Source organism: Mesorhizobium sp. IMUNJ 23033, from assembly GCF_044778005.1.
In the GTDB taxonomy this organism is placed as follows: Bacteria; Pseudomonadota; Alphaproteobacteria; order Rhizobiales; family Rhizobiaceae; genus Mesorhizobium; species Mesorhizobium amorphae_A.
On record NZ_JBJACT010000008.1, the window covers coordinates 162,265 to 181,024 of the forward strand.

18 protein-coding genes are annotated in these 18,760 nt (G+C 63.5%); 11 read left to right on the forward strand and 7 right to left on the reverse strand.

Annotated elements, in window-relative coordinates; all coding sequences use genetic code 11:
• Positions 1-4: 4 nt before the first annotated feature.
• From ACFX5Q_RS12790 to ACFX5Q_RS12805, 4 genes are read right to left on the reverse strand one after another with little or no spacing between them, the layout of a single operon-like run.
• On the reverse strand, positions 5-1,309 hold the full coding sequence (locus tag ACFX5Q_RS12790; protein ID WP_404278270.1) for an NAD(P)/FAD-dependent oxidoreductase: 1,305 nt from the start codon (positions 1,307-1,309) through the stop codon (positions 5-7).
• A complete protein-coding gene (locus ACFX5Q_RS12795) occupies positions 1,309-2,694 on the reverse strand; it encodes a glutamine synthetase family protein (RefSeq protein WP_404278271.1) in 1,386 nt (461 codons plus the stop codon). The genes ACFX5Q_RS12790 and ACFX5Q_RS12795 overlap by 1 nt, the downstream gene beginning before the upstream one ends.
• 5 nt (positions 2,695-2,699) lie before the next feature.
• Positions 2,700-3,983 carry a nucleotide disphospho-sugar-binding domain-containing protein gene (locus ACFX5Q_RS12800; protein WP_404278273.1) on the reverse strand — a complete coding sequence of 428 codons (1,284 nt, stop codon included), beginning with the start codon at positions 3,981-3,983 and terminating at the stop codon, positions 2,700-2,702.
• Between the two features lie 11 nt (positions 3,984-3,994).
• Positions 3,995-4,933 carry a GntR family transcriptional regulator gene (locus ACFX5Q_RS12805; protein ID WP_404278275.1) on the reverse strand — a complete coding sequence of 313 codons (939 nt, stop codon included), beginning with the start codon at positions 4,931-4,933 and terminating at the stop codon, positions 3,995-3,997.
• Between the two features lie 226 nt (positions 4,934-5,159).
• Between ACFX5Q_RS12805 and ACFX5Q_RS12810 the strand changes: the two genes are divergently transcribed.
• From ACFX5Q_RS12810 to ACFX5Q_RS12860, 11 genes are all read left to right on the forward strand, one after another.
• Positions 5,160-6,224 carry a spermidine/putrescine ABC transporter substrate-binding protein gene (locus ACFX5Q_RS12810; RefSeq protein ID WP_404278277.1) on the forward strand — a complete coding sequence of 355 codons (1,065 nt, stop codon included), beginning with the start codon at positions 5,160-5,162 and terminating at the stop codon, positions 6,222-6,224.
• Between the two features lie 101 nt (positions 6,225-6,325).
• Positions 6,326-7,168 (forward strand): ABC transporter permease, encoded by an 843-nt coding sequence (locus ACFX5Q_RS12815; RefSeq protein WP_404278329.1) that lies wholly within the window; start codon positions 6,326-6,328, stop codon positions 7,166-7,168.
• A 183-nt stretch (positions 7,169-7,351) separates the two neighbouring features.
• The gene (locus ACFX5Q_RS12820) at positions 7,352-8,143 is read left to right on the forward strand and encodes an ABC transporter permease (protein ID WP_404278279.1); all 792 of its coding nucleotides are present in this window, start codon (positions 7,352-7,354) and stop codon (positions 8,141-8,143) included.
• Positions 8,140-9,213, forward strand: a complete 1,074-nt coding sequence (locus ACFX5Q_RS12825) for an ABC transporter ATP-binding protein (protein WP_404278281.1) — start codon at positions 8,140-8,142, stop codon at positions 9,211-9,213. The genes ACFX5Q_RS12820 and ACFX5Q_RS12825 overlap by 4 nt, the downstream gene beginning before the upstream one ends.
• 12 nt (positions 9,214-9,225) lie before the next feature.
• On the forward strand, positions 9,226-10,500 hold the full coding sequence (locus ACFX5Q_RS12830) for a glycosyltransferase (RefSeq protein ID WP_404278283.1): 1,275 nt from the start codon (positions 9,226-9,228) through the stop codon (positions 10,498-10,500).
• The gene (locus tag ACFX5Q_RS12835; RefSeq protein WP_404278285.1) at positions 10,497-10,847 is read left to right on the forward strand and encodes a cupin domain-containing protein; all 351 of its coding nucleotides are present in this window, start codon (positions 10,497-10,499) and stop codon (positions 10,845-10,847) included. The genes ACFX5Q_RS12830 and ACFX5Q_RS12835 overlap by 4 nt, the downstream gene beginning before the upstream one ends.
• A 23-nt stretch (positions 10,848-10,870) precedes the next feature.
• Complete coding sequence (locus ACFX5Q_RS12840) at positions 10,871-11,212, forward strand: cupin domain-containing protein (RefSeq protein WP_404278287.1); 342 nt, start codon at positions 10,871-10,873, stop codon at positions 11,210-11,212.
• Positions 11,213-11,241: 29 nt separating this feature from the next.
• Positions 11,242-11,586 carry a cupin domain-containing protein gene (locus ACFX5Q_RS12845; protein WP_404278289.1) on the forward strand — a complete coding sequence of 115 codons (345 nt, stop codon included), beginning with the start codon at positions 11,242-11,244 and terminating at the stop codon, positions 11,584-11,586.
• 21 nt (positions 11,587-11,607) lie between these two features.
• The gene (locus ACFX5Q_RS12850) at positions 11,608-13,116 is read left to right on the forward strand and encodes an aldehyde dehydrogenase family protein (RefSeq protein WP_404278291.1); all 1,509 of its coding nucleotides are present in this window, start codon (positions 11,608-11,610) and stop codon (positions 13,114-13,116) included.
• 268 nt (positions 13,117-13,384) lie between these two features.
• Positions 13,385-14,083 (forward strand): GntR family transcriptional regulator, encoded by a 699-nt coding sequence (locus tag ACFX5Q_RS12855; protein ID WP_404278293.1) that lies wholly within the window; start codon positions 13,385-13,387, stop codon positions 14,081-14,083.
• A gap of 283 nt (positions 14,084-14,366) precedes the next feature.
• On the forward strand, positions 14,367-15,722 hold the full coding sequence (locus tag ACFX5Q_RS12860) for a glutamine synthetase family protein (RefSeq protein WP_404278295.1): 1,356 nt from the start codon (positions 14,367-14,369) through the stop codon (positions 15,720-15,722).
• 50 nt (positions 15,723-15,772) lie between these two features.
• Here the strand turns inward: ACFX5Q_RS12860 and ACFX5Q_RS12865 are convergent, their stop codons facing one another.
• The 3 genes from ACFX5Q_RS12865 to ACFX5Q_RS12875 all read right to left on the reverse strand — a co-directional run bounded on the left by ACFX5Q_RS12865 (position 15,773) and on the right by ACFX5Q_RS12875 (position 18,534).
• Positions 15,773-16,414: a ThuA domain-containing protein gene (locus ACFX5Q_RS12865; RefSeq protein ID WP_404278297.1), complete on the reverse strand. Its 642-nt coding sequence runs from the start codon at positions 16,412-16,414 to the stop codon at positions 15,773-15,775.
• Positions 16,415-16,694: 280 nt separating this feature from the next.
• Positions 16,695-17,330, reverse strand: a complete 636-nt coding sequence (locus ACFX5Q_RS12870; RefSeq protein WP_404278299.1) for a Crp/Fnr family transcriptional regulator — start codon at positions 17,328-17,330, stop codon at positions 16,695-16,697.
• A gap of 577 nt (positions 17,331-17,907) precedes the next feature.
• Positions 17,908-18,534 (reverse strand): hypothetical protein, encoded by a 627-nt coding sequence (locus ACFX5Q_RS12875; protein ID WP_404278301.1) that lies wholly within the window; start codon positions 18,532-18,534, stop codon positions 17,908-17,910.
• Between the last annotated feature and the right edge of the window lie 226 nt (positions 18,535-18,760).

Consider the following 18,760-nt stretch of genomic DNA (forward strand, 5'->3'; position numbering starts at 1 on the left):
AGGCTCAGTGCTTGATCCGATCCCGCATCGCATACCACAGCATGCCCAGCACATAGAGCGGACCGCGCAGTGCCGTACCGCCGGGGAACGGCAGCGGGGTGAGCGTCGAGAACAGGTCGAGCCGCGAAGCATCGCCGGTGATCGCCTCGGCCAAGAGCTTGCCCGAAAGCGTCGACAGGATCACGCCCTTGCCCGAATAGCCATGCGCGAAATAGACCTCGCCATAATGCCCAACATGCGGCAACCGCGACGTCGTCACCGATACCAGCCCGCCCCAGGCATGGTCGATACGGCAGCCCTTCAGTTGCGGGAAAGTGGCTTCCATATGCGGACGCACGAAGCCGGCAATGTCGGCCGGCGGCGATGGCGTGTAGCGCTCGCCGCCGCCGAACAGCAGCCGTCCATCCGCCGACATCCGGTAGTAGTTGACGACGAAGCGGGTGTCTGACACCGCGACATTGGCCGGGATGACATTGCGCTTGTCCTCCAGCGGCTCGGTGGCGACGATGTAGTTGCCGACCGGCATGATGCGGCTGTTGACGCGTGGCTCGAGCCCATGCAGCAGCGCATCGCCGGCCAGCACGACATGCTTTGCCCGGACCGAACCCTTGGCCGTCGAGACTCGTATCGAAGGCTCGCGGCCCAGCCGAATGGCCACCGAATTCTCATGGATGGTGACGCCGGCCGCGACTGCAGCGCGGGCAAGGCCGAGCGTGTAGTTCAGCGGATGCATGTGGCCGCCAAGCGGCTCGTACATCGCACCATGGTAGGGCGTGTCGACCTTGCCGCGTGCCTCCGCCGCCGACAGAATCTCCACGTCGCGAAACTTCATCATGCTGGCCAGACACTCGGCCTCTTCCTCGAGGTCCTTGAGATCAGAGCCGTTCACTGCGCCGACCAGATGGCCGGTCAGCCGGAGATCGCAGTCGATGGCATGGCGCTCGATGATGTCGAGCACCAGCCCCCGCGCTTCAAAGGCGAGATCGAACAGCGCTTTCGCCCGCTCCGGTCCGAAAGCCTTGACCAGCCCCTTGGCGCCTTTGCGCAGGCCGGGGATCATCTGGCCGCCATTGCGCCCCGATGCGCCCCAGCCGATCTTGCCGCCTTCGAGCAATACGACTTTCAGGCCGCGCTCGGCGGCGTGAAGCGCCGCCGACAGGCCGGTGCAGCCGCCGCCGACGACAACGAGGTCGGCGTCGACCTCGCCTTTCAGGGCGGGATGATCCGGCGACGGATTGGCGGTGGCGACATAATAGGATTTGCCGATATCCAGGCCGGAATTGAAACCCTCGGAATTGAATCCCATCATTACACCTTGAGCAGCAGGTGGTCGCGTTCCCAGCTCGTCACGACGCTCTGGAACAGATCGAGTTCGACGCTCTTGACGCGCAGATAGGACTGGAAGAAGTCCTCGCCGAGCAGCGCCCGCACCGGCTCGCATGCGGTGAACCGGTCGAGCGCTTCCTCCATGGTTTTCGGTAGTGTGCTCTTGATCTTGTAGGCATTGCCCGACGCCTCGGCCGAACGCGCGATTTTCTCCTCTACGCCGAGATAGCCTGCCAGCAGCGAGCCGGCGATTGCCAGGTAGGGGTTGGCATCGGCGCCGGGCAGCCGGTTTTCTATGCGCCGCGCAGCGCGGCCACCGGCCGGCACGCGCAGACCGCAGGAGCGGTTGTCATGCGACCACTCGATGTTGGCCGGCGCGCTGTGGTTCGGCCGGATGCGTCGGTACGAATTCACGTTCGGCGCAAACAGAGGCATGATTTCGGGGACATATTTCTGCAGCCCGCCGATGAAATGCCCGAACATAGCCGTGTCGGCATCCTCGCCGCCGGCAAACAGCGTGTTGCCCGCCTCGTCGATGACTGACATGTGCAGATGCATCGAGCTGCCGGCCTGTGCCGCGATCGGTTTTGCCATGAAGGTCGCGTGCATGCCGGACTGCTGCGCCGACTGACGCGTCAACCGCTTGAACAACAGCACCTTGTCGGCCAGCGCCAGCGCATCGCCATGCAGGAAGTTGATCTCGAGCTGCGCGGTGCCGGATTCATGGATCAGCGTGTCGAGTGGCAGCCCGGCGGCCGCCGCGTAATCGTAGATGCGCCGGATCACCGGCTCGAATTCTTCGAGTGCCGCCATGTCATAGGGATGCTGCACGCTCTCGGCGCGGCCATTGCCGCCGACAGGTGCGGTCAGGGGACGGTCGGGGTCCGGATTGGGCGCGGTGAGATAAAATTCGAGCTCCGGCGCCACCACTGCCCGCCAGCCGCGCTGGCGATAGAGATCGAGCACGGCCCGCAAGACATGACGCGGCGAGGCCATCCACGGCCGGTCGTCTATTTGGAACGCGTCGGCAAAGACATAGGCCTTGCCCGCGCCGGCACCGGGCGCCAGGCAGAGCGTGGAAACATCCGGCACCATCCGCATGTCCGGGTCCTGATAAGCAAAACCCTCGTCGATCGAGCCGGAATAGCGGCCGTCTATGCTGACCAGGAAGGCGCTGCTCGGCAGATAGAGCGCACGATCTTCCAGCGCCTTGAGGAATTTCGCCACCGGCAAGGCCTTGCCGCGCAGCACGCCGTTCAAGTCGGGCACCAGGCACTCGACTTCGCTGATCGCGTGCTGGGCCAGCCAGCTTTTCGGGTCGTTACTGCCGCTCAAAGGCGACGTGATGGTTGAGTGATTGTCAGGCATTTCGTTCATGTCCGTACGAGAGAGAGAATGGCCTCGGCGGCCGCATCCGTTCCGGGTTTCAGCGCCATTTGCGCTGCATTTTCCTTCAGGCGGGCGCGCATTGCATCATCGGCCAGCAGGCCGAGAATGGCTCTCTCCAATACTCCTTCGGTCCAGCCGTCACGGCCGATATGATCGCCGACACCGGTCTCGCCGGCGCGTTGCGCATTGTCGTGCCCATCCCAGCAATAGGGCATGATCAGCGACGGCACGCCGAAGCGCAGCGCCTCGCAAAAGCTGTTGTTGCCGCCATGGTGGATGAACAGGTCCGACTTCGCCACCACCGATGGCTGCGGGAACCAGGCGTCGAGATAGACATTGTCAGGCACCGCTCGATAGGCATCGCGCAGACCGCCGACATTGACGATGAAGCGCGCCGGCAACCTGTCGAACACGGCAAGCATGCGCTGGATCAGCCCGACATCCATGGCGCCGAGGCTGCCGAAGCTGACATAGACCAGCGGCCCGCCATCGCGCGGGAAGACGGGCACTTCGAATGGCCCTTCCGAACGCACGCAGCCTTCGAGATAGATGAAGCGCTCGGGGTCGAGCGGCGTAGCGCGCTCGCGACGCACGATGGTCGGCGTCAACAGCAAATTGAGGTCGGGCGAGGCCTCCAGGAACAGGCCCTTCGGCAGTGCTGCCAGGCCCGCATCGGCGCGCAGCCGGTTGAATCGCTCATGCGCCGGCGTCACTGCCGCGAGGTAACGCGCCTCGAAGGCCTCGCGGCCTGGATCGTCGGCCGCAAGGCCGGAGAGATAGGGCGGCACCTCCGCGTCGGGCAGTTCGGTCTCGGCGCAGGAGACGACGCGCACCCATGGGCAGCCGGCGCCGGCAAGTGCTGGAAACATGATGACATTGTCGAGCACGACGGCGTCCGGCTTAAGCCGCGCCAGCAATTGCCGCAGCGGCGCTTCGGCATTGACCGCGGTGTCGACGATCGCCTGCCATGTCGGGGCGACATAGGTTTCGAGCTGGTCGATCGGGCTCAGCCGGAAATGCGGCAGATGCCGGCGCACGAAAGCCTGCCAGTAGCTCTGCCGCTCGCTGTCGCTCAGCGGATCGTCGGTCGGCAGCTGGTATTCCTGAAAACCGTAGTCGGCGAACACACCGGAAAATCCGGCATGGCAGATGAACACCGGCCGGGCGCCACGGGCGCGCAGCGCCTGCGCGATGCCGACGCAATTCAGCGCCGCGCCGAAGCTTGCTTCGGGAAACAGCGCGATGGTCGGGCTGGCTTTGCGCGTCAAAATGGCCCTCTTCAATCCGGCCGGCTGATCATGCCGAACAAAGCGGGCGCACCGCGACTCGCCGCCTGCGGCCGCTGGCTGCGCGACAGCCTCAGATGCACGCGCAGCAGGTCGGCGGCAACCTCATACTGACGGCTTTCCAGATGGTCGAGTATGGTGAGGTGCTCGCGCAGCGACTGCTTCAGCCGGAAGACGTTGACGCCGGTATAGGTTCCCGGCAGCCGGCGCAGCCTGAGGTGGTCGGACAGCGCATCGGCAACGAAGCGGTTGGCGGAACCATCGGCGATCATGTCGTGGAATTCGATGTCCAGCCGCTGGAACTCCCTGGTGTCAAACGCCGCATCTGGTAGCGTTGCCAGTGCTTCCATGCCCTGGCGCAGTGCTGCCGCGCGAGCTCCATCCAGCCGGAAGCCCGGCGCCAGGATGGCCGCGGGCTCGAGCAGCAGGCGGAACTCGTAACTCTCGCCTTGTGCCTCCGGATCGTCGGGCGCGCGGCGAAACAGCCAGGATTGGCCCGGCGCGCGGTCGACAAGATTCTCCTCGGTCAGTCTCTGGAGCGCTTTTAGTACCGTCTTGCGTTCCGCATCGTACCGCCGCATCAAACCGACGACGGTCACCGTCTGGTCCAGCCGCCGCGCCGAGCGGTCGCGCAGGATCGCCTCGGCCAGTTCGTCCTCGGCCGTGACAGGCAATTCCGCGGCAACGGCGGCTTGGGCGGTGAGGTCGGCAACCAGACGATAGCCGGTAGCGGCCTCCCATTGCACGACACCCTGTTCGGTGAGCAGGCGCAACGCCGCCCGCACAGGAGTTCGCGAAACGTTGCAGAGCGACGCGATCTGCTGCTCTGGCAGATGCGCGCCGGGGGCAAAGCCGCGCTGCCGGGCGACATCCAGGATGCGCTGGGCAAGATCGAGATGGTTGGTGCGAGGTCGCCTGGCTGCCGCTTGCATGACTAGTCTCGTGAACGGACGTGATCGCCATGGTTTGGCCGATCGCGGACGCAATCGGCCAGATTCCATGGCGGCCTGTCAAATTATGGATTGACGTACTTTTTTCTGCAATAGTACTGTCACTGCAATCGGCAAGAAAAAGACCGGGGAACGGGATCGAGCCTGCGGCAGAACCGCGAACGCCGATCCAAAACGAATTCGACGTCAACCGGAATGGGAGTCTGTCATGACCGTCACCGCTTTGCGGCACCGTTCGCTCACAATGTCTTCAATCGCGCTTGGCCTTGCGCTGGCGCTCTCGGCGCCGGCCGCCGCTGCCGACCTCGTCATCTCCAACTGGGACGGCTACATGGCGCCCGATGCCATGGCCGCCTTCAAGACCGCGACCGGCGTTTCCGGCGAGGTCGTGGTGCATGCCACCAATGAGGAGATCATGGGCAAGCTCGTCGCCTCCGGCGGCAAGGGCTATGACGTGGTCTTCGTCTCCTCGCCCTTCGCCGAGGTGCTGAACAAGCTCGGTCTGACCGAGCCGATCGACCACGCCAAGGTTCCGAACCTCGCCAACCTCTATCCGGAAGCGACCAAGCTGCCGCACGATGCCGGCAATGCCTTCTCCGTGCCCTATACATGGGGCACCACCGGCCTCTGCTACCGCTCGGATCTGGTCAAGGTTGCGCCGACCAGCTGGAGCGATCTGCTCGCCCCATCCGATGATCTCAAGGGCAAGACCACCATGCTGGCGACCGACCGCTGGCTGCTTGCCGCCGGCCAGCTCGACAAGGGTTATTCGGTCAACGAGACCGATCCGGCCAAGATGGCCGAGGTGAAGGACCTGCTGATCTCGGCCAAGAAGACCTTGCTCGCCTATGACGACACCACCTTCTACTCCAAGCTGGTGTCGGGCGAGGCGCTGCTGGTGCAGGCCTGGGACGGCTGGTGCAATTACGGCATCGCCGAGAAGCCCGAGATCAAATACGTCATCCCGAAGGAGGGTTCGGATCTCTGGGTCGACACGATGGTGGTGATGAAGGCGTCCCCCAACAAGGACGCCGCCTTCCAGTTCATCAACTTCATGCTCGACGCCAAGAACCACGCCTGGGCGGCGCAGAACATCGACTACAAGGTGCCCAACAAGCCGGCGATGGAGAGCCTGCCTGCCGACTTCCTGGCCAAATTCCCCAACATGGCGATGCCGGTTGCCGATCTGGTCAAGTTCGAGCAGCTGCGCGATGTCGGTGACGCCCAGCGCGACTATTCGAAGATCGTTAGCGAGATCAAGGTCGCGCAGTAGGCGGCATCAAACTGGATCACGGCCGACGGCGGGCATCCGCCGTTGGCCGCCGAATGCGGTTCGTAATCGTGTCCCCAACCAGACTTCGCTCCTCCCTGCTGATGGCGCCGGCGCTGGCTTGGCTGACCGTCCTGATGGTGGTGCCATGCGCGCTGGTGCTGGCGCTCGCCTTCTTTCGGCGCGGCATCTATGGCGGCATCGAATACAAATTCACGCTGGAGAATTTCGGGCTGGTCTTCGACCCGCTCTATGCCGGCATCTTCCTCAACTCGGCGCGCATCGCCGGCACGGCGACCCTGATCGCTGTCGTCATCGGCTACGCCGCCGCCTATGCCATATCGGCCGCACCCCGCCGGTTGCAGCCGGTGTTCCTGTTCTTCGCCGTGCTGCCGTTCTGGTCGAACTACCTGATCCGCACCTATGCCTGGATCGTGCTGCTCAACCGCGAGGGCCTGATCACCCAGCTTTTGCGCTGGTTCGGCTACACCGGCGAACCGCCATCGATGCTCTACACTGAGGGTGCCGTCATCGCCGGTCTGGTCTACAACTATCTGCCCTTCGTCATCCTCGCCTGCTACGCGCCGCTGTCGCGCCTCAACCCGGAACTCGCCGAAGCCTCGCGAGACCTCGGCGCGTCTGCCCTGACCACATTTCGGCGGGTTATCCTGCCACTGACCGTGCCCGGCATCGCCGCCGGCGCCGTCTTCGTCTTCGTTCTGTCGATCGGCAATTTCGTCACCCCGGCGCTGCTCGGCGGCGGCCGCTTCCAGATGATCGGCAATCTCGTCTACGACCAGTTCCTGACCGCCAATGACTGGCCCTTCGGCGCCGCGCTCGCAATGGCGTTGATTGCCATCATGCTACTGGTGCTTGTGACGCAGGCGCTGCTGGCCGATCGCGCCGCCGGCCGCGCCACAGAAGCAAGAGGTGACGCGAATGGCTGAGGGCGCGCTCCTTCCCTTCTCCCCGTTCACGGGGAGAAGGTGCCCCGAAGGGGCGGATGAGGGGCGGCGCCAGCTCCTGCAATGTCGGGCGCTGCCCCTCATCTGCCTGCCGGCATCTTCTCCCCGTGAACGGGGAGAAGGACGCTGGACGCCTGCTTGCCTCTCAATCATCGGAGGGCGGCGATGACCCAATCCTTTGCCCGCACCCTCGGCATGCGGTCGATCCTCGTCCTCGTCTTCGCCTTCCTCTACATCCCGATCGCCGTGCTGGTCGCGCTCTCCTTCAACGCAGGCGGACTGCCGACGGCTTGGTCGGGCTTTTCGCTGAAATGGTATGCGTCGCTGGCCGGCAATGCGGCGATCCTGCAGGCTGCCCTCAACACGCTGATCGTGGCGCTGGTCTCGACCGTCATCGCCACGCTGCTCGGCACGCTGCTGGCCATCGGCGTCGAGATGCGCCGGCAATATGGCAGGGGCCTCGAGGCTCTGATCTTCGCGCCGATGATCATCCCCGACATCGTGCTGGCGATCGCGCTGCTCTCCTTTTTCTCCATGCTCAACCTCACCATGGGCCTGCACACCATCATCCTTGCCCATGTCGTCTTCAATCTCGCCTTCGTCTGCTCGGTGGTGCGCGCCCGGCTGAAGAGTTTTGACTGGTCGATCGTCGAGGCCTCGGCCGATCTCGGCGCCTCCGCGCTCACCACCTTCAGGCGGGTGACATTGCCGGTCATCCTGCCGGCGGTAATCGCCGGCGCGCTGCTCGCCTTCACGCTTTCGGTCGACGAATTCATCATCGCCTTCTTCACTGCCGGCGCAGGACGCGCCTCGACCACATTGCCAATGCAGATCTACGCGATGATCCGCTTCGGCATCACGCCGGAGATCAACGCACTGGCGACCATCGTCATGGCGGTCAGCGTCACCGCGCTGACCCTGTCGCAGCGGCTCAATCGCGGGGTGATCGGCCAATGAGCGAACCGCGCACCCTGCTGGCGATCGATCGTGTGTCGAAGAATTTCGGCCGGGTGAGGGCCGTTGACGGCATTTCGCTCGACATCCGCGAGAACGAATTCTTCGCTCTGCTCGGACCCTCGGGCTGCGGCAAGACCACGCTGCTGCGCATGCTGGCCGGCTTCGAGACGCCCAATGACGGGCGCATACTGCTCGACGGACGCGACATCGCCCGGATCCCGCCCAACAAGCGGCCGGTCAATCTGATGTTCCAGTCCTATGCGCTGTTTCCGCATATGAGCGTCAGGGCCAATGTCTCCTACGGCCTGGAAATGGAGCGGCTGCCGGCTACCGAAATCCGCTCCCGCGTCGATGCCATACTGGCGACAACCGAGCTTGTCCCCTTCGCCGACCGCAAGCCGGAACAATTGTCGGGCGGCCAGAAGCAGCGCGTCGCGCTAGCCCGCGCGCTGGTCAAGCGGCCTCGGCTGCTGTTGCTCGACGAGCCGCTCGGCGCGCTCGACAAGAAGTTGCGCGGCGCCATGCAGCTGGAGCTGAAGCGCCTGCAGCACGAGGTCGGCATCACCTTCGTCATCGTCACCCATGACCAGGAGGAATCGCTGGTCATGGCCGATCGCATGGCGGTGCTGAAAGATGGCAAGCTGCTGCAATGCGACACGCCGCACGCGGTGTACGAGCACCCGGCGGATCGCTTCGTCGCCGACTTCATCGGCGTGATGAATTTCGTGCCGGGCAAGGCCACCGCCGACGGCGTGCTGGCGGCCAATGGTTCGCGGGTCACGGGCAAGGTCCCCGCAACACTTTCGCCTGGTGCATCCGCTGTCGCTTCGGTGCGGCCCGAACGCATCCGGCTGTTCCCGTCGCCGGAGACCGCCAACCGCACCACCGGCACGGTCGAGGCGCTGGCCTATCAGGGGCTCGACCTGCAGTTGCATGTCCGCACCGCTTTGTCGCCAAAACCGTTCCTGGTGCGGGTCACTGCCGATGCCGCCGACCGCCGGCCGGTGTCGGCGGGTGACAAGATCGAACTCGGCTGGGACGCCGCCGACGTCAGAATTTTCACAGATTGAAGGAGAAGCTTGATGGCGCAGAAGACGATCGCGTTTTTCCCCGAGGCGGCCTTTGGCCCGGCGCTCAATTCCGTCGGCATCGCGCAGGCGGTCGAGGCGCGCGGCCACAAGGCGGTGTTCCTGTCGGACCCCGGCTTCGTCGACGTCTACAAAGGCTACGGTTTCGAGGCGCATCCAGTGAACCTCTCCGAACCAATGCCGCCGGAGCAGATGGCCAAGTTCTGGGAGGACTTCATCAACGGCCATATCCCGAACTTCCGCAAATCGCCCTACGACCAGGTCGACAACTATGTGAAGGATTGCTGGACGGCGATCGTCGACAGCGCCAAATGGGCGCAGAAGGACCTGCCGAGCGTTCTCTCGACCATCAAGCCGGACGTGATCTGCGTCGACAACGTCATCCTGTTCCCGGCGATAAAGCAGTACGGCAAGCCGTGGGTGCGCGTCATCTCCTGCTCGGAAAACGAGATCGAGGACGAGGACATCCCGCCGCACCTCTCCGGCTGCGGCGAGAACGACCATGCCGGGCATCAACGCTATCGCGATCATTTCAACGCGGTGATCAAGCCGATCCATGACGACTTCAACGCCTTCCTCGCTGCCAACAATGAGGCGTCCTATCCAATCGGCCAGTTCTTCGAGGCCTCGCCCTATCTCAACCTGCTGCTCTACCCCGAAGCAGCGAAGTTCAAGCGCCGCCATCCGCTCGACCGGGCAAAATTCCAGTATCTCGAAGGCTGCGTGCGGCAGGAAAGGCCCTACACGGTGCCAACCTTCGCCAGGAACAACGACGGGCCGCTGCTCTACGTCTCCTTCGGCAGCCTCGGCGCCGGCGATGTCGATCTCTTGAAGCGCATCATCGCGGCGCTGGGCAAGACGCGCTATCGCGCGCTGGTCAATGTCGGCGGTTACAAGGACCAGTACACGGACGTGCCCGGCAACGTCATCGTAGAGAGCTGGTTCCCGCAGCCTTCGGTGATCCCGCAAGTCGATGCCGTGATCCACCATGGCGGCAACAACTCGTTCACCGAGTGCCTCTATTTCGGCAAGCCGGCCATCATCATGCCCTATGTCTGGGACGGCCACGACAACGCCACCCGCGTCGGCGAGATCGGCTGCGGCTTTGGCATGCCGCGCTACGACTGGAGCGACACCGAACTGGTCGCGAAGATCGAGACCTGCCTGACCGATCCGGCGATGAAGGCCAAGCTGGCGAAGACCTCGGCGCAGATGCAGTCGCAGAACGGCCCGGAGAAGGCGGCCGCGCTGCTGGAGAAACTGCTATGACCTCCTCCGCACCCCATCTCCATCAAGCCTCGACCCGCACCGACCTCGTCGACTGGGGCGCGCAGCCCGACGCCCTAGACGGCGCGTCGCACTCCACCGGCAGGCTGGTTCACAAAGGGCCGAACAACCAGCCGGAAGCCGGCATCTGGATCTGCACGCCAGGCCGCTGGCGGCTGGCGATCCCGCGCGATGAACTGTGCCATTTCGTTGCCGGCCGCGCCACCTACAGATCGGATGTCGGTGAAGTGATAGAAGTCTCCGCGGGAACCGTAGTCATGTTCCCTGCCGGCTGGACAGGCGAATGCACCGTGCATGAGGCCATGCGCAACGTCTACATGCTGGCCTGAACAGCAACGGAGAGCATCACGACATGCCGACACCGCACTGGCCGAACGCCGCCTCGGTAGCGCTGGACGACTGGGGCGCAAGCGCATCGCCAATCGCCGGCTCGCCGCGCGCCTCGGGCAAGATCCTGTTCCAGTACCCGGATGGGTCGAGCGAATGCGGCCTGTGGTCATGCACGCCCGGCACGCGCAACATCACCTTCGCTGCCGACGAGTTCTGCCATTTCCTCTCCGGGCGCGGCAGCTACATCCACGAGAACGGCGAGCGGATCCCGGTCGAGGCCGGGACGCTGGTGTTCTTCCCCGCCGGCTGGACCGGCACCTCCGAAATAACGGAAACGCTGACCAAGGCCTTCATGTGCCGCTGAGCGCATCAGGCCCTTTCAAGGACATCGAAATGACAACGCCGATCATGCAATCCCCGCTCGCCATCACCGACCTCGTCGATTGGGGCGTCATCCCGACGATGATCGAAGGCGAATCCCGCACTTCGGGCAAGCTGCTGTATAAGGGGCCGGAAGGCCGCTCCGAATGCGGGCTGTGGGTGTGCACGCCGGGCAAGTGGCACTGCCACGTCGCCCGCGACGAGTTCTGTCACTTCCTCGAAGGCCGCTGCACTTATGTCCATGAATCCGGCGAGGTGATCGAGATCGAGCCCGATACGGCAGCGTTCTTCCCGCAGGACTGGAAGGGCGTCTGCACCGTCCATGAGACGATCAAGAAAGTCTACATGATCCGCTGAGCGGATCGGGAGGATTGTTCCATGGAGTTCTCATCCGACCGGCCGGCTTTCTTCGTCAATCCGGATTACCGGCCGCTGGCCGGCGCAAACAAACCAGTGATCGATCCGGCGACGCTGGAAACCGTCGGCTCCATCGCTGCCGCGACCGACAGCGAGATCGACGCCGCGCTCAGCGCAGCGACGCAAGCGCAAGCCGCGTGGAAAAAGCTCGACGCCAAGAGCCGCGCAAAACATCTGCATGCCGTCGCCAACGCCATCGAGGCAGCGGATTTTACCCGGTGCGCCGAACTGATGGTGCGCGAGATGGGCAAGCCCTATCCCGAAGCCATCGGCGAGATCGCCAATTGCGCGCCGATCTTCCGCTACTATGCCGAGATGGCGCGAGACGACGCCGGCAAGGTCGCCGGCACGACGCAGGCAGGTTCGTTCCAATATGCACGCTACGAACCCTACGGCGTCTCCGTGCACATCATGCCCTACAATTTTCCGATCCTGCTGATGTGCTGGACGGTCGCTGCCTCGCTTGCCGCCGGCAATGCCTGCGTCATCAAGCCGGCCGAACCGACGACGCTCTCGACGCTCGACTACATGACCGTGTTCCGCTCGCTGCCCGAGGGCCTGGTCTCCTGCCTGCCCGGTGGAGCCGCTACCGCACAGGCGCTGATCGCTTCCGACCGCACGCATGCCGTCGCCTTCACTGGCTCGGTCGCCGCGGGCAAAGCCGTCGCGGTGGCCTGCGCCGAGCGCATGAAGCCCTGCGTCATCGAGGCAGGCGGCAGCGATCCGTTGATCATCAGCGAGCACGCCCCGCTGGACGTGGCGGCCGCCGGCAGCGTCACCGCCGCCTTCCATCTCACCGGCCAGGTCTGCACCTCGGCCGAGCGCTTCTTCGTCGTCGATGCCGTCCATGACCGCTTCGTCGAGCTGTTCGCCGAAAGGACTCGCGCGCTGCGCATCGGCAACGGGCTGGACAAGAGCGAGATCGGGCCGATGGTCAGCGAGGCGGCGCGGGCGAAGGTCATGCGGTTGGTCGATGATGCCATCCGCAGCGGCGCCAAAGCGGTAACCGGCGGGCGTATACCGCCGGCGCACAATATCGGCTGGTTCTACGAGCCAACCATCCTGACCGGCGTTACTCCGGACATGGCGATCGTGCGCGAAGAGTGTTTCGGGCCGGTCGCCACGATCTGCCGGGTGAAGAATTTCGACGAGGCGATCAGCCTCGCCAATGACAGCCCGTTCGGGCTCGGCGCCTCGGTGTTCACCACCGACCTCGCCGAAGCGCATGAGGCGGCCGAACGGCTCGAGGCCGGCATGGTCTGGGTCAACAACCCGCTGATCGACAATGACGCATTGCCCTTCGGCGGCTGGAAGGCATCAGGCCTCGGCCGCGAGCTCGGCCGTCAGGGGCTCGATGCCTTCCGCCGCTCGAAGATGGTCATCATCGACCACAAGCCCGCGATCCAGGGCTGGTGGTATCCCTATCCCGACAGCTGGTTCCGCGACACCGGCGGCCGCAAGCACGTTTGAGGCTGCGCGGCAACGGCTGCCATGCGGGAGCCTTCGTCGTCCGCACGGGAACACTGACTATACTATCTGCGGCTGTCGACCGGTGCACTCATGCCGACCGCAACTGGGGGCGCGGCGATCACGCGGCTTGCGGCATCGCGGCTGAACCGTCTATCGTGTGATTGAAAAATCGCCGGCTTCGGCCCCGCGCCGCGTTCGGCTCAATATCCTAGTGGCAAAGACAAGCCAGCTGCGTAGATTTCAGAACGAATGAAGTAGCGCATCGCCAATGGCCGACAAGACACAATTCGGATTGACCGCCGTCGACACCGTCCCCCTGCATGAGAAAGTCTATCTGGAACTCGTGCGGGCCTTGATGTCGGGTCAGTTTGTGCCTGGCCAGAAGCTGACCTCGCGCAAGCTCGCCAAGGAGCTCGGCACCAGCGACATGCCGGTGCGCAGCGCCTTCATGCGCCTGCAGGCGCTGCGCGCGCTAAGCCCGATGCCGAACGGCAGCGTCGAGGTGCCGATTATCTCGGCCGAGCGGTTCTCCCAGCTGACCGCCGTGCGAACGATCCTGGAAGGCTCGGCGACCGAGCTGGCGACAAGGCTCATCAACGGCAACAATTTGCGGGCCATCCGACGCCACTGCGCCGAACTGACCATGGCGGCGCGCAAGGGGGATATCGACGACTATCTGCGCAAGAACTACGCCTTCAAGTTCTCCATCTACCGCCACTGCGGCAACGAGCAGATGATCTTCCTGATCGAGACGGTCTGGATGCAGGTCGGCCCCTTTCTCAGGAACCTCGGCATGGGGTTCGAGGACGACCTCGCCTCCATTCTCGACATCGACTACCACGAGGAGGCCGTGGCGGCGATCGAGGCCCAGGACGCGGAGCGCGCACGCGCTGCCATCGTGCGCGACATCGACGAGGGCGCGGCGCATATCCTGCAGCAGGCCAGATTTCCGAAAATTCGGAACTAGAAAGGGATCCAGGCCGGAGAAACCTACCCACTGATTGACCTCCGCTTCGCGGAACCGGCGGCTCAAATGCTGCTTGGCTTTGCCCCAGCTTACCTCTATGTTGCGATCGCAGATCGCACAATTGGTTTTGAGATGCCCCCCGATATCCCGGCTAGCGAATTGAAAAAATGAAGGAAACGCCGTCGGCAAAGGCCGAGGCGGCCTTCAGAAACTCACGAGCTATTTTTAACAGGGATATCGTGGCTCCAGGCTACGGCACCTTCAAAAACCAAGAGGTTGGAAATTGGGCGATGCAATTGCGGACGTTCTGAACTGGCTTGAAAGCAGAAACGACATCCAGAGCCTGAGAGCCGCGGTGTGCGATCTCAACGGCATCATGCGCGGCAAGCGCATCCCCGTCGAGCAGGCGCGCAAGGCGCTTGAGGGCAAGCTGCGCATGCCCTTTTCGCTGATCGGGCTCGACGTCTGGGGCGAAGACATCGAAGGCAACGCACTGGTTTTCTCGACCGGCGATGCCGATGGCCTCTGCCAGTGGACCGGACGCGGCATCTTGCCCGTCAACTGGACCGCGCATCCGACAGCCCTTGTCCCGCTCTGGCTTGCCGACGAGAACGGCGCGCCCTATCTGGGCGACCCGCGGCGGGCGCTGGCCCGCATCCTCGACCGCTACAGGGCGCTCGGCCTGACGCCGGTCGCCGCTACCGAACTCGAATTCTACCTGGTCGACCCGCAATCGCAGCGCCCGGTCGGGCCGGTCTCGCCGGTGACCGGGCGCCGTCTCGATTCCGACGCGGCACTGTCGATCGACGAGATCGACGACTTCGAGGCCTTCATCCACGACGTCTATGATGCCTGCCGCATGCAAGGCATCCCCGTCGACACGGCGATCGCCGAGAACGGCGTCGGCCAGTTCGAGATCAATCTGAACCATGTCGCCGATGCCCTGCGCGCCGCCGACGATGCCGTGCTGTTCAAGCGCACCGTCAAGGGCATTGCCCGCAAGCATGGCTTTGCCGCCTGCTTCATGGCCAAGCCGTATGGCGACCGTGCCGGCAACGGCTTTCATGTCCATTTCAGCCTGGTCGACACCGACGGCCGCAACGTCTTCGACGACGGCAGCGACCAGGGCTCCGAGATCATGCGCCATGCCGTCGGCGGTCTGCTTGCGGCCATGGCCGAGAGCACGCTGGTGTTTGCGCCGCACTTCAATTCCTACCGCCGGCTGCGCCCGCGGTCCTACGCTCCGACCGCGGTTGCCTGGGGTTACGAGAACCGCATGGTGGCGATCCGCATTCCCGGCGGACCGTCGGCTGCGCGCCGCATCGAGCATCGCGTTTCGGGCGCCGACGCCAATCCCTATCTGGTCCTGGCAGCCATCCTCGGCGCCGCACTCATCGGCATCGAAAGAGAACTGTCGCCGGGCGACCCGACCCGTGGCGAAGGGCAAGGCGGCCAGCCGGCCAGGCTGCCGCCGGACTGGGCCTCGGCCATCGCCAGTTTCGAAAGCGGGCCGCATGTCGCGGAGATCTTCCCGGCGATCCTGCGCGACTCCTTCGTCGCCTGCAAACGCCAGGAACTGAACACCTTCGCGCTCAATGTCAGCGATTTCGAACTCGAGACCTATCTCGAAAGCGTTTGATCAACGGCCAGCACTCCCGGCCGAGGACCTCGGCCGGGGCGCCAACTCCGTCAGCGCGCCGCCCACGCCAGGCCGCGGCGAAGAATGGTCCGCATTTGCGGCACCTCGAATTCCGCGGCCGCGTGCCCGAGCGACGAATAGAAGACCTTGCCCTGGCCATGCCGGCGCTTCCAGACGACCGGCATGACGACACCGTCGATCCAGGGCGCATGGTCGCCGGAAAAAGTGGTGGTCGCCAGCACCTCGTTCGCGGGATCGACATGCATGTAGTACTGCTCCGAGCGGTACGAAAAATCGTCGATACCGCTCATGATCGGATCGTCGCGCCTGGTGACGTTCACCCGGTAGTCGATCATGTTGCCGGGATGTGCGACCCACTGGCCGCCGCACATGAACTGGTAGTCCGTCGATTCGCGGAACGCGTCACCCATGCCGCCATGGTAGCCGCCGAGGCCGACGCCGCCCTCCACCGCCTTCGCCAAATTGCGCTCCTCGTCCTTGCTGAGCTTGGACATGGTGTAGATCGGCACGATCAGGCTCAGTTCGGCGAGCGCCGGGTCGGCGAATGCAGCGGTCGTAGTCTCGACGCGCACGCCAAAGCCCTCCTCCTCGAGCAGCGCCTTGACGGCACGCGCCCCTTGTTCCGGCTCGTGTCCCTCCCAGCCGCCCCATACGATCAGCGCTTGCCGCATAGTCATCTCCGTCAATGGTTTGCCCGAGGTATAAACCAGGGTTGCCAAACATAAGCCGCCGGATCGTGATTCGGGCGACAGCCCCGCCGCTTGGACAAGCTGGCTCTACCCGGGCGAATCTTCAAACACAAAAAAACCCAGCCCCTGGAGGCTACCGGGCATGTGATGCGTGCATCGCGGGAGTGCTGCGGAAACTGGATGCTCAGGCCGAGCCGAAGCCGGTATCTCTTCGATTCACGATCGATGGAACGTCGGCCGGTCCTGCAAAGTTGCCTGGACGTCAGATCGAGATATAAGACCGATCAAATCCGGCTGTTTCGATAAGCCCTGCATGGTCATGCAGCTCGACCACGCCGTTGCGGAATGAAGCCAGGCCGGCCTCTCGCAATGCCTTCATGACGCGGCTCACATGCACAGCCGAAAGACCCAGCGCGTCGGCCAATTCGGCCTGGGTCAACGGGCAAACAAAGCGGGCAGGATAAGTCGTTGCCGACCGATGTGCGCGGCAGGCCAGTTCGAGAAGAAGATGGGCCGTGCGCTCGATGGCTCCTCTCCGACTGACTCCAGCCAGATGTTCCGCAACCCTGGAATATCGACTTGTCTCGGCCTGCAGCACAGCCTCGCAAAAGGGCTGCGGAAAGCGCGAAAAACAAGAATGGACAGGACCGGCCAGCTCGATCGCGGTTACGTCCGACAGGGCCGTTACCGTCTCGCTGACTTCGCCGGCGAATTCGATCAAGGCAATTTCGTGAGGAAGCGCAAAATCGACGATCAGGCGTGAGCCATCCGGCAGCGTCTTGGCAAATGCCGCCCACCCGGACGTTATGATCAGGATTGCCGATCTGGCCTGATATTCACGCGCGATCGTCGTGTTGGCCGTATAGGAACGGCGCACGGCTCCCGGCAACTCAGACACGCCCCTTTCCCAACTTGCTTCAGCAAGTGTAGGTCTCAGCCCGAATCCAAGAATCTGCTTCGAAAAGCTCATCTCACCCCGAAATAACCCAGCCACAGGTCAACCTGAAGCTGCAAATCTAAATCAAATACTCCGAAAGTGCCATCAATGATTTCATCCAGGTGGGGCCGCAGTCTACCACCTTTGGCTAGGGTCCTACCACCCTGTGAGGTTGGAGCGGGCAGGCGGGGCCAAAGTTGGCCTGGGAGGACCACCGTGGGTCTTGGAGAAACATCGCCGCGCGGTGCCAGCATTCGAGCAAACGGGCACAGCCGCACCGGCCGCAAAGGCTTGCTCAGCTTAGAGCAATTCCAGGAAAAGTGCGTAGCGGTTTCCGTCCGGAACTGCGTGAAAACAGAGCGATAGAGCGGTTCTGCGTTTCCGCGAAACGCAGAACCGCTCTAAGCGCTGTACCCCATTCCATCGGCAAGTGTGCCTGCTGGTCACCTGTGGCAAACCAACGAACAGATGGTCCCGCCACCGAATGGACTTATCCTTCGGCCCTCGGCTTAACCATCAAGACGGCCTTTGCGGTCGCCTACTGGCTCGAACCATCGCCGGCGGGATGGTCCAGCTCAAGCACAGCTTTCTTGGAATATCCCCTGAATGTGGCATTGCGACCTGCTGGTCGAGCCGACACTGGAACCGCAGAGCCTGGCAAAAGATCGGGCGATCGCAATTCTTGCAAAGATGCACCGGAGAGCAACTCTCTCTCTCTTCCAAGACTTTCCGTAGCGCCGGCCGAAACGATCTGTTCCTTTGTTGCGGCTGCTGGTTTCCGGCGCAGGAAAAGTCGCGAATTCGAGGGACGTTTCGCGTTGAAGGTTTGTCGCCTTTCCTCGGCAGTCTCCAGGTCGCCGACTGCCGAGATGACCGATGCCAGCCTGTCTTCGATCTGCGTCAACCGCCTTCGGGTGAAAAGCAGGGCAACCAAAACCAAGAAAGTATTCGCGAGAACGACTAGGACTGCTCCTGCAGGGCCTTCGAAGCTGAACAAGATCACTGCGACAGCCCCGACAAACACGACAAGGGCACTGTAGCTCAGCATCCGGCCCTCCTTCAGAAGAAGCGCCAGCGGCAAGCTTGCCAGCAACACCAGGATGGCTCCTGATCTGTTCGCCACCCAATCCACAAACTGCAAACCGATTTCGCCATACGTGTCCATATCAACCCCAGGGTCGCCGAGACAAATGAGGATATCCGCCGCTTTCGCGTCGCCGGAGGGCGCACGCTTCGCCTTCGCGCCCCTTGATGACGCCAGTGTAGTTGTAGACCTCCCGGATGAACTCGGAAAGGTGCCTGGGCGACGCCCTCAAGCCCTCCGGAAGACTATCGGGTAGACCAGATCGACCTTTAGCCGAGTTACTACTCATTAATGGTAATGGCGAGGC

Coding starts and splice junctions, on each gene's coding strand:
- ACFX5Q_RS12875 (WP_404278301.1), bottom strand. CDS start 18,534: ATGGACACGTATGGCGAAATCGGTTTGCAGTTTGTGGATTGGGTGGCG.
- ACFX5Q_RS12830 (WP_404278283.1), top strand. CDS start 9,226: ATGGCGCAGAAGACGATCGCGTTTTTCCCCGAGGCGGCCTTTGGCCCG.
- ACFX5Q_RS12815 (WP_404278329.1), top strand. CDS start 6,326: ATGGCGCCGGCGCTGGCTTGGCTGACCGTCCTGATGGTGGTGCCATGC.
- ACFX5Q_RS12840 (WP_404278287.1), top strand. CDS start 10,871: ATGCCGACACCGCACTGGCCGAACGCCGCCTCGGTAGCGCTGGACGAC.
- ACFX5Q_RS12855 (WP_404278293.1), top strand. CDS start 13,385: ATGGCCGACAAGACACAATTCGGATTGACCGCCGTCGACACCGTCCCC.
- ACFX5Q_RS12845 (WP_404278289.1), top strand. CDS start 11,242: ATGACAACGCCGATCATGCAATCCCCGCTCGCCATCACCGACCTCGTC.
- ACFX5Q_RS12805 (WP_404278275.1), bottom strand. CDS start 4,933: ATGCAAGCGGCAGCCAGGCGACCTCGCACCAACCATCTCGATCTTGCC.
- ACFX5Q_RS12850 (WP_404278291.1), top strand. CDS start 11,608: ATGGAGTTCTCATCCGACCGGCCGGCTTTCTTCGTCAATCCGGATTAC.
- ACFX5Q_RS12790 (WP_404278270.1), bottom strand. CDS start 1,309: ATGATGGGATTCAATTCCGAGGGTTTCAATTCCGGCCTGGATATCGGC.
- ACFX5Q_RS12865 (WP_404278297.1), bottom strand. CDS start 16,414: ATGCGGCAAGCGCTGATCGTATGGGGCGGCTGGGAGGGACACGAGCCG.
- ACFX5Q_RS12835 (WP_404278285.1), top strand. CDS start 10,497: ATGACCTCCTCCGCACCCCATCTCCATCAAGCCTCGACCCGCACCGAC.
- ACFX5Q_RS12810 (WP_404278277.1), top strand. CDS start 5,160: ATGACCGTCACCGCTTTGCGGCACCGTTCGCTCACAATGTCTTCAATC.
- ACFX5Q_RS12825 (WP_404278281.1), top strand. CDS start 8,140: ATGAGCGAACCGCGCACCCTGCTGGCGATCGATCGTGTGTCGAAGAAT.
- ACFX5Q_RS12795 (WP_404278271.1), bottom strand. CDS start 2,694: ATGCCTGACAATCACTCAACCATCACGTCGCCTTTGAGCGGCAGTAAC.
- ACFX5Q_RS12820 (WP_404278279.1), top strand. CDS start 7,352: ATGACCCAATCCTTTGCCCGCACCCTCGGCATGCGGTCGATCCTCGTC.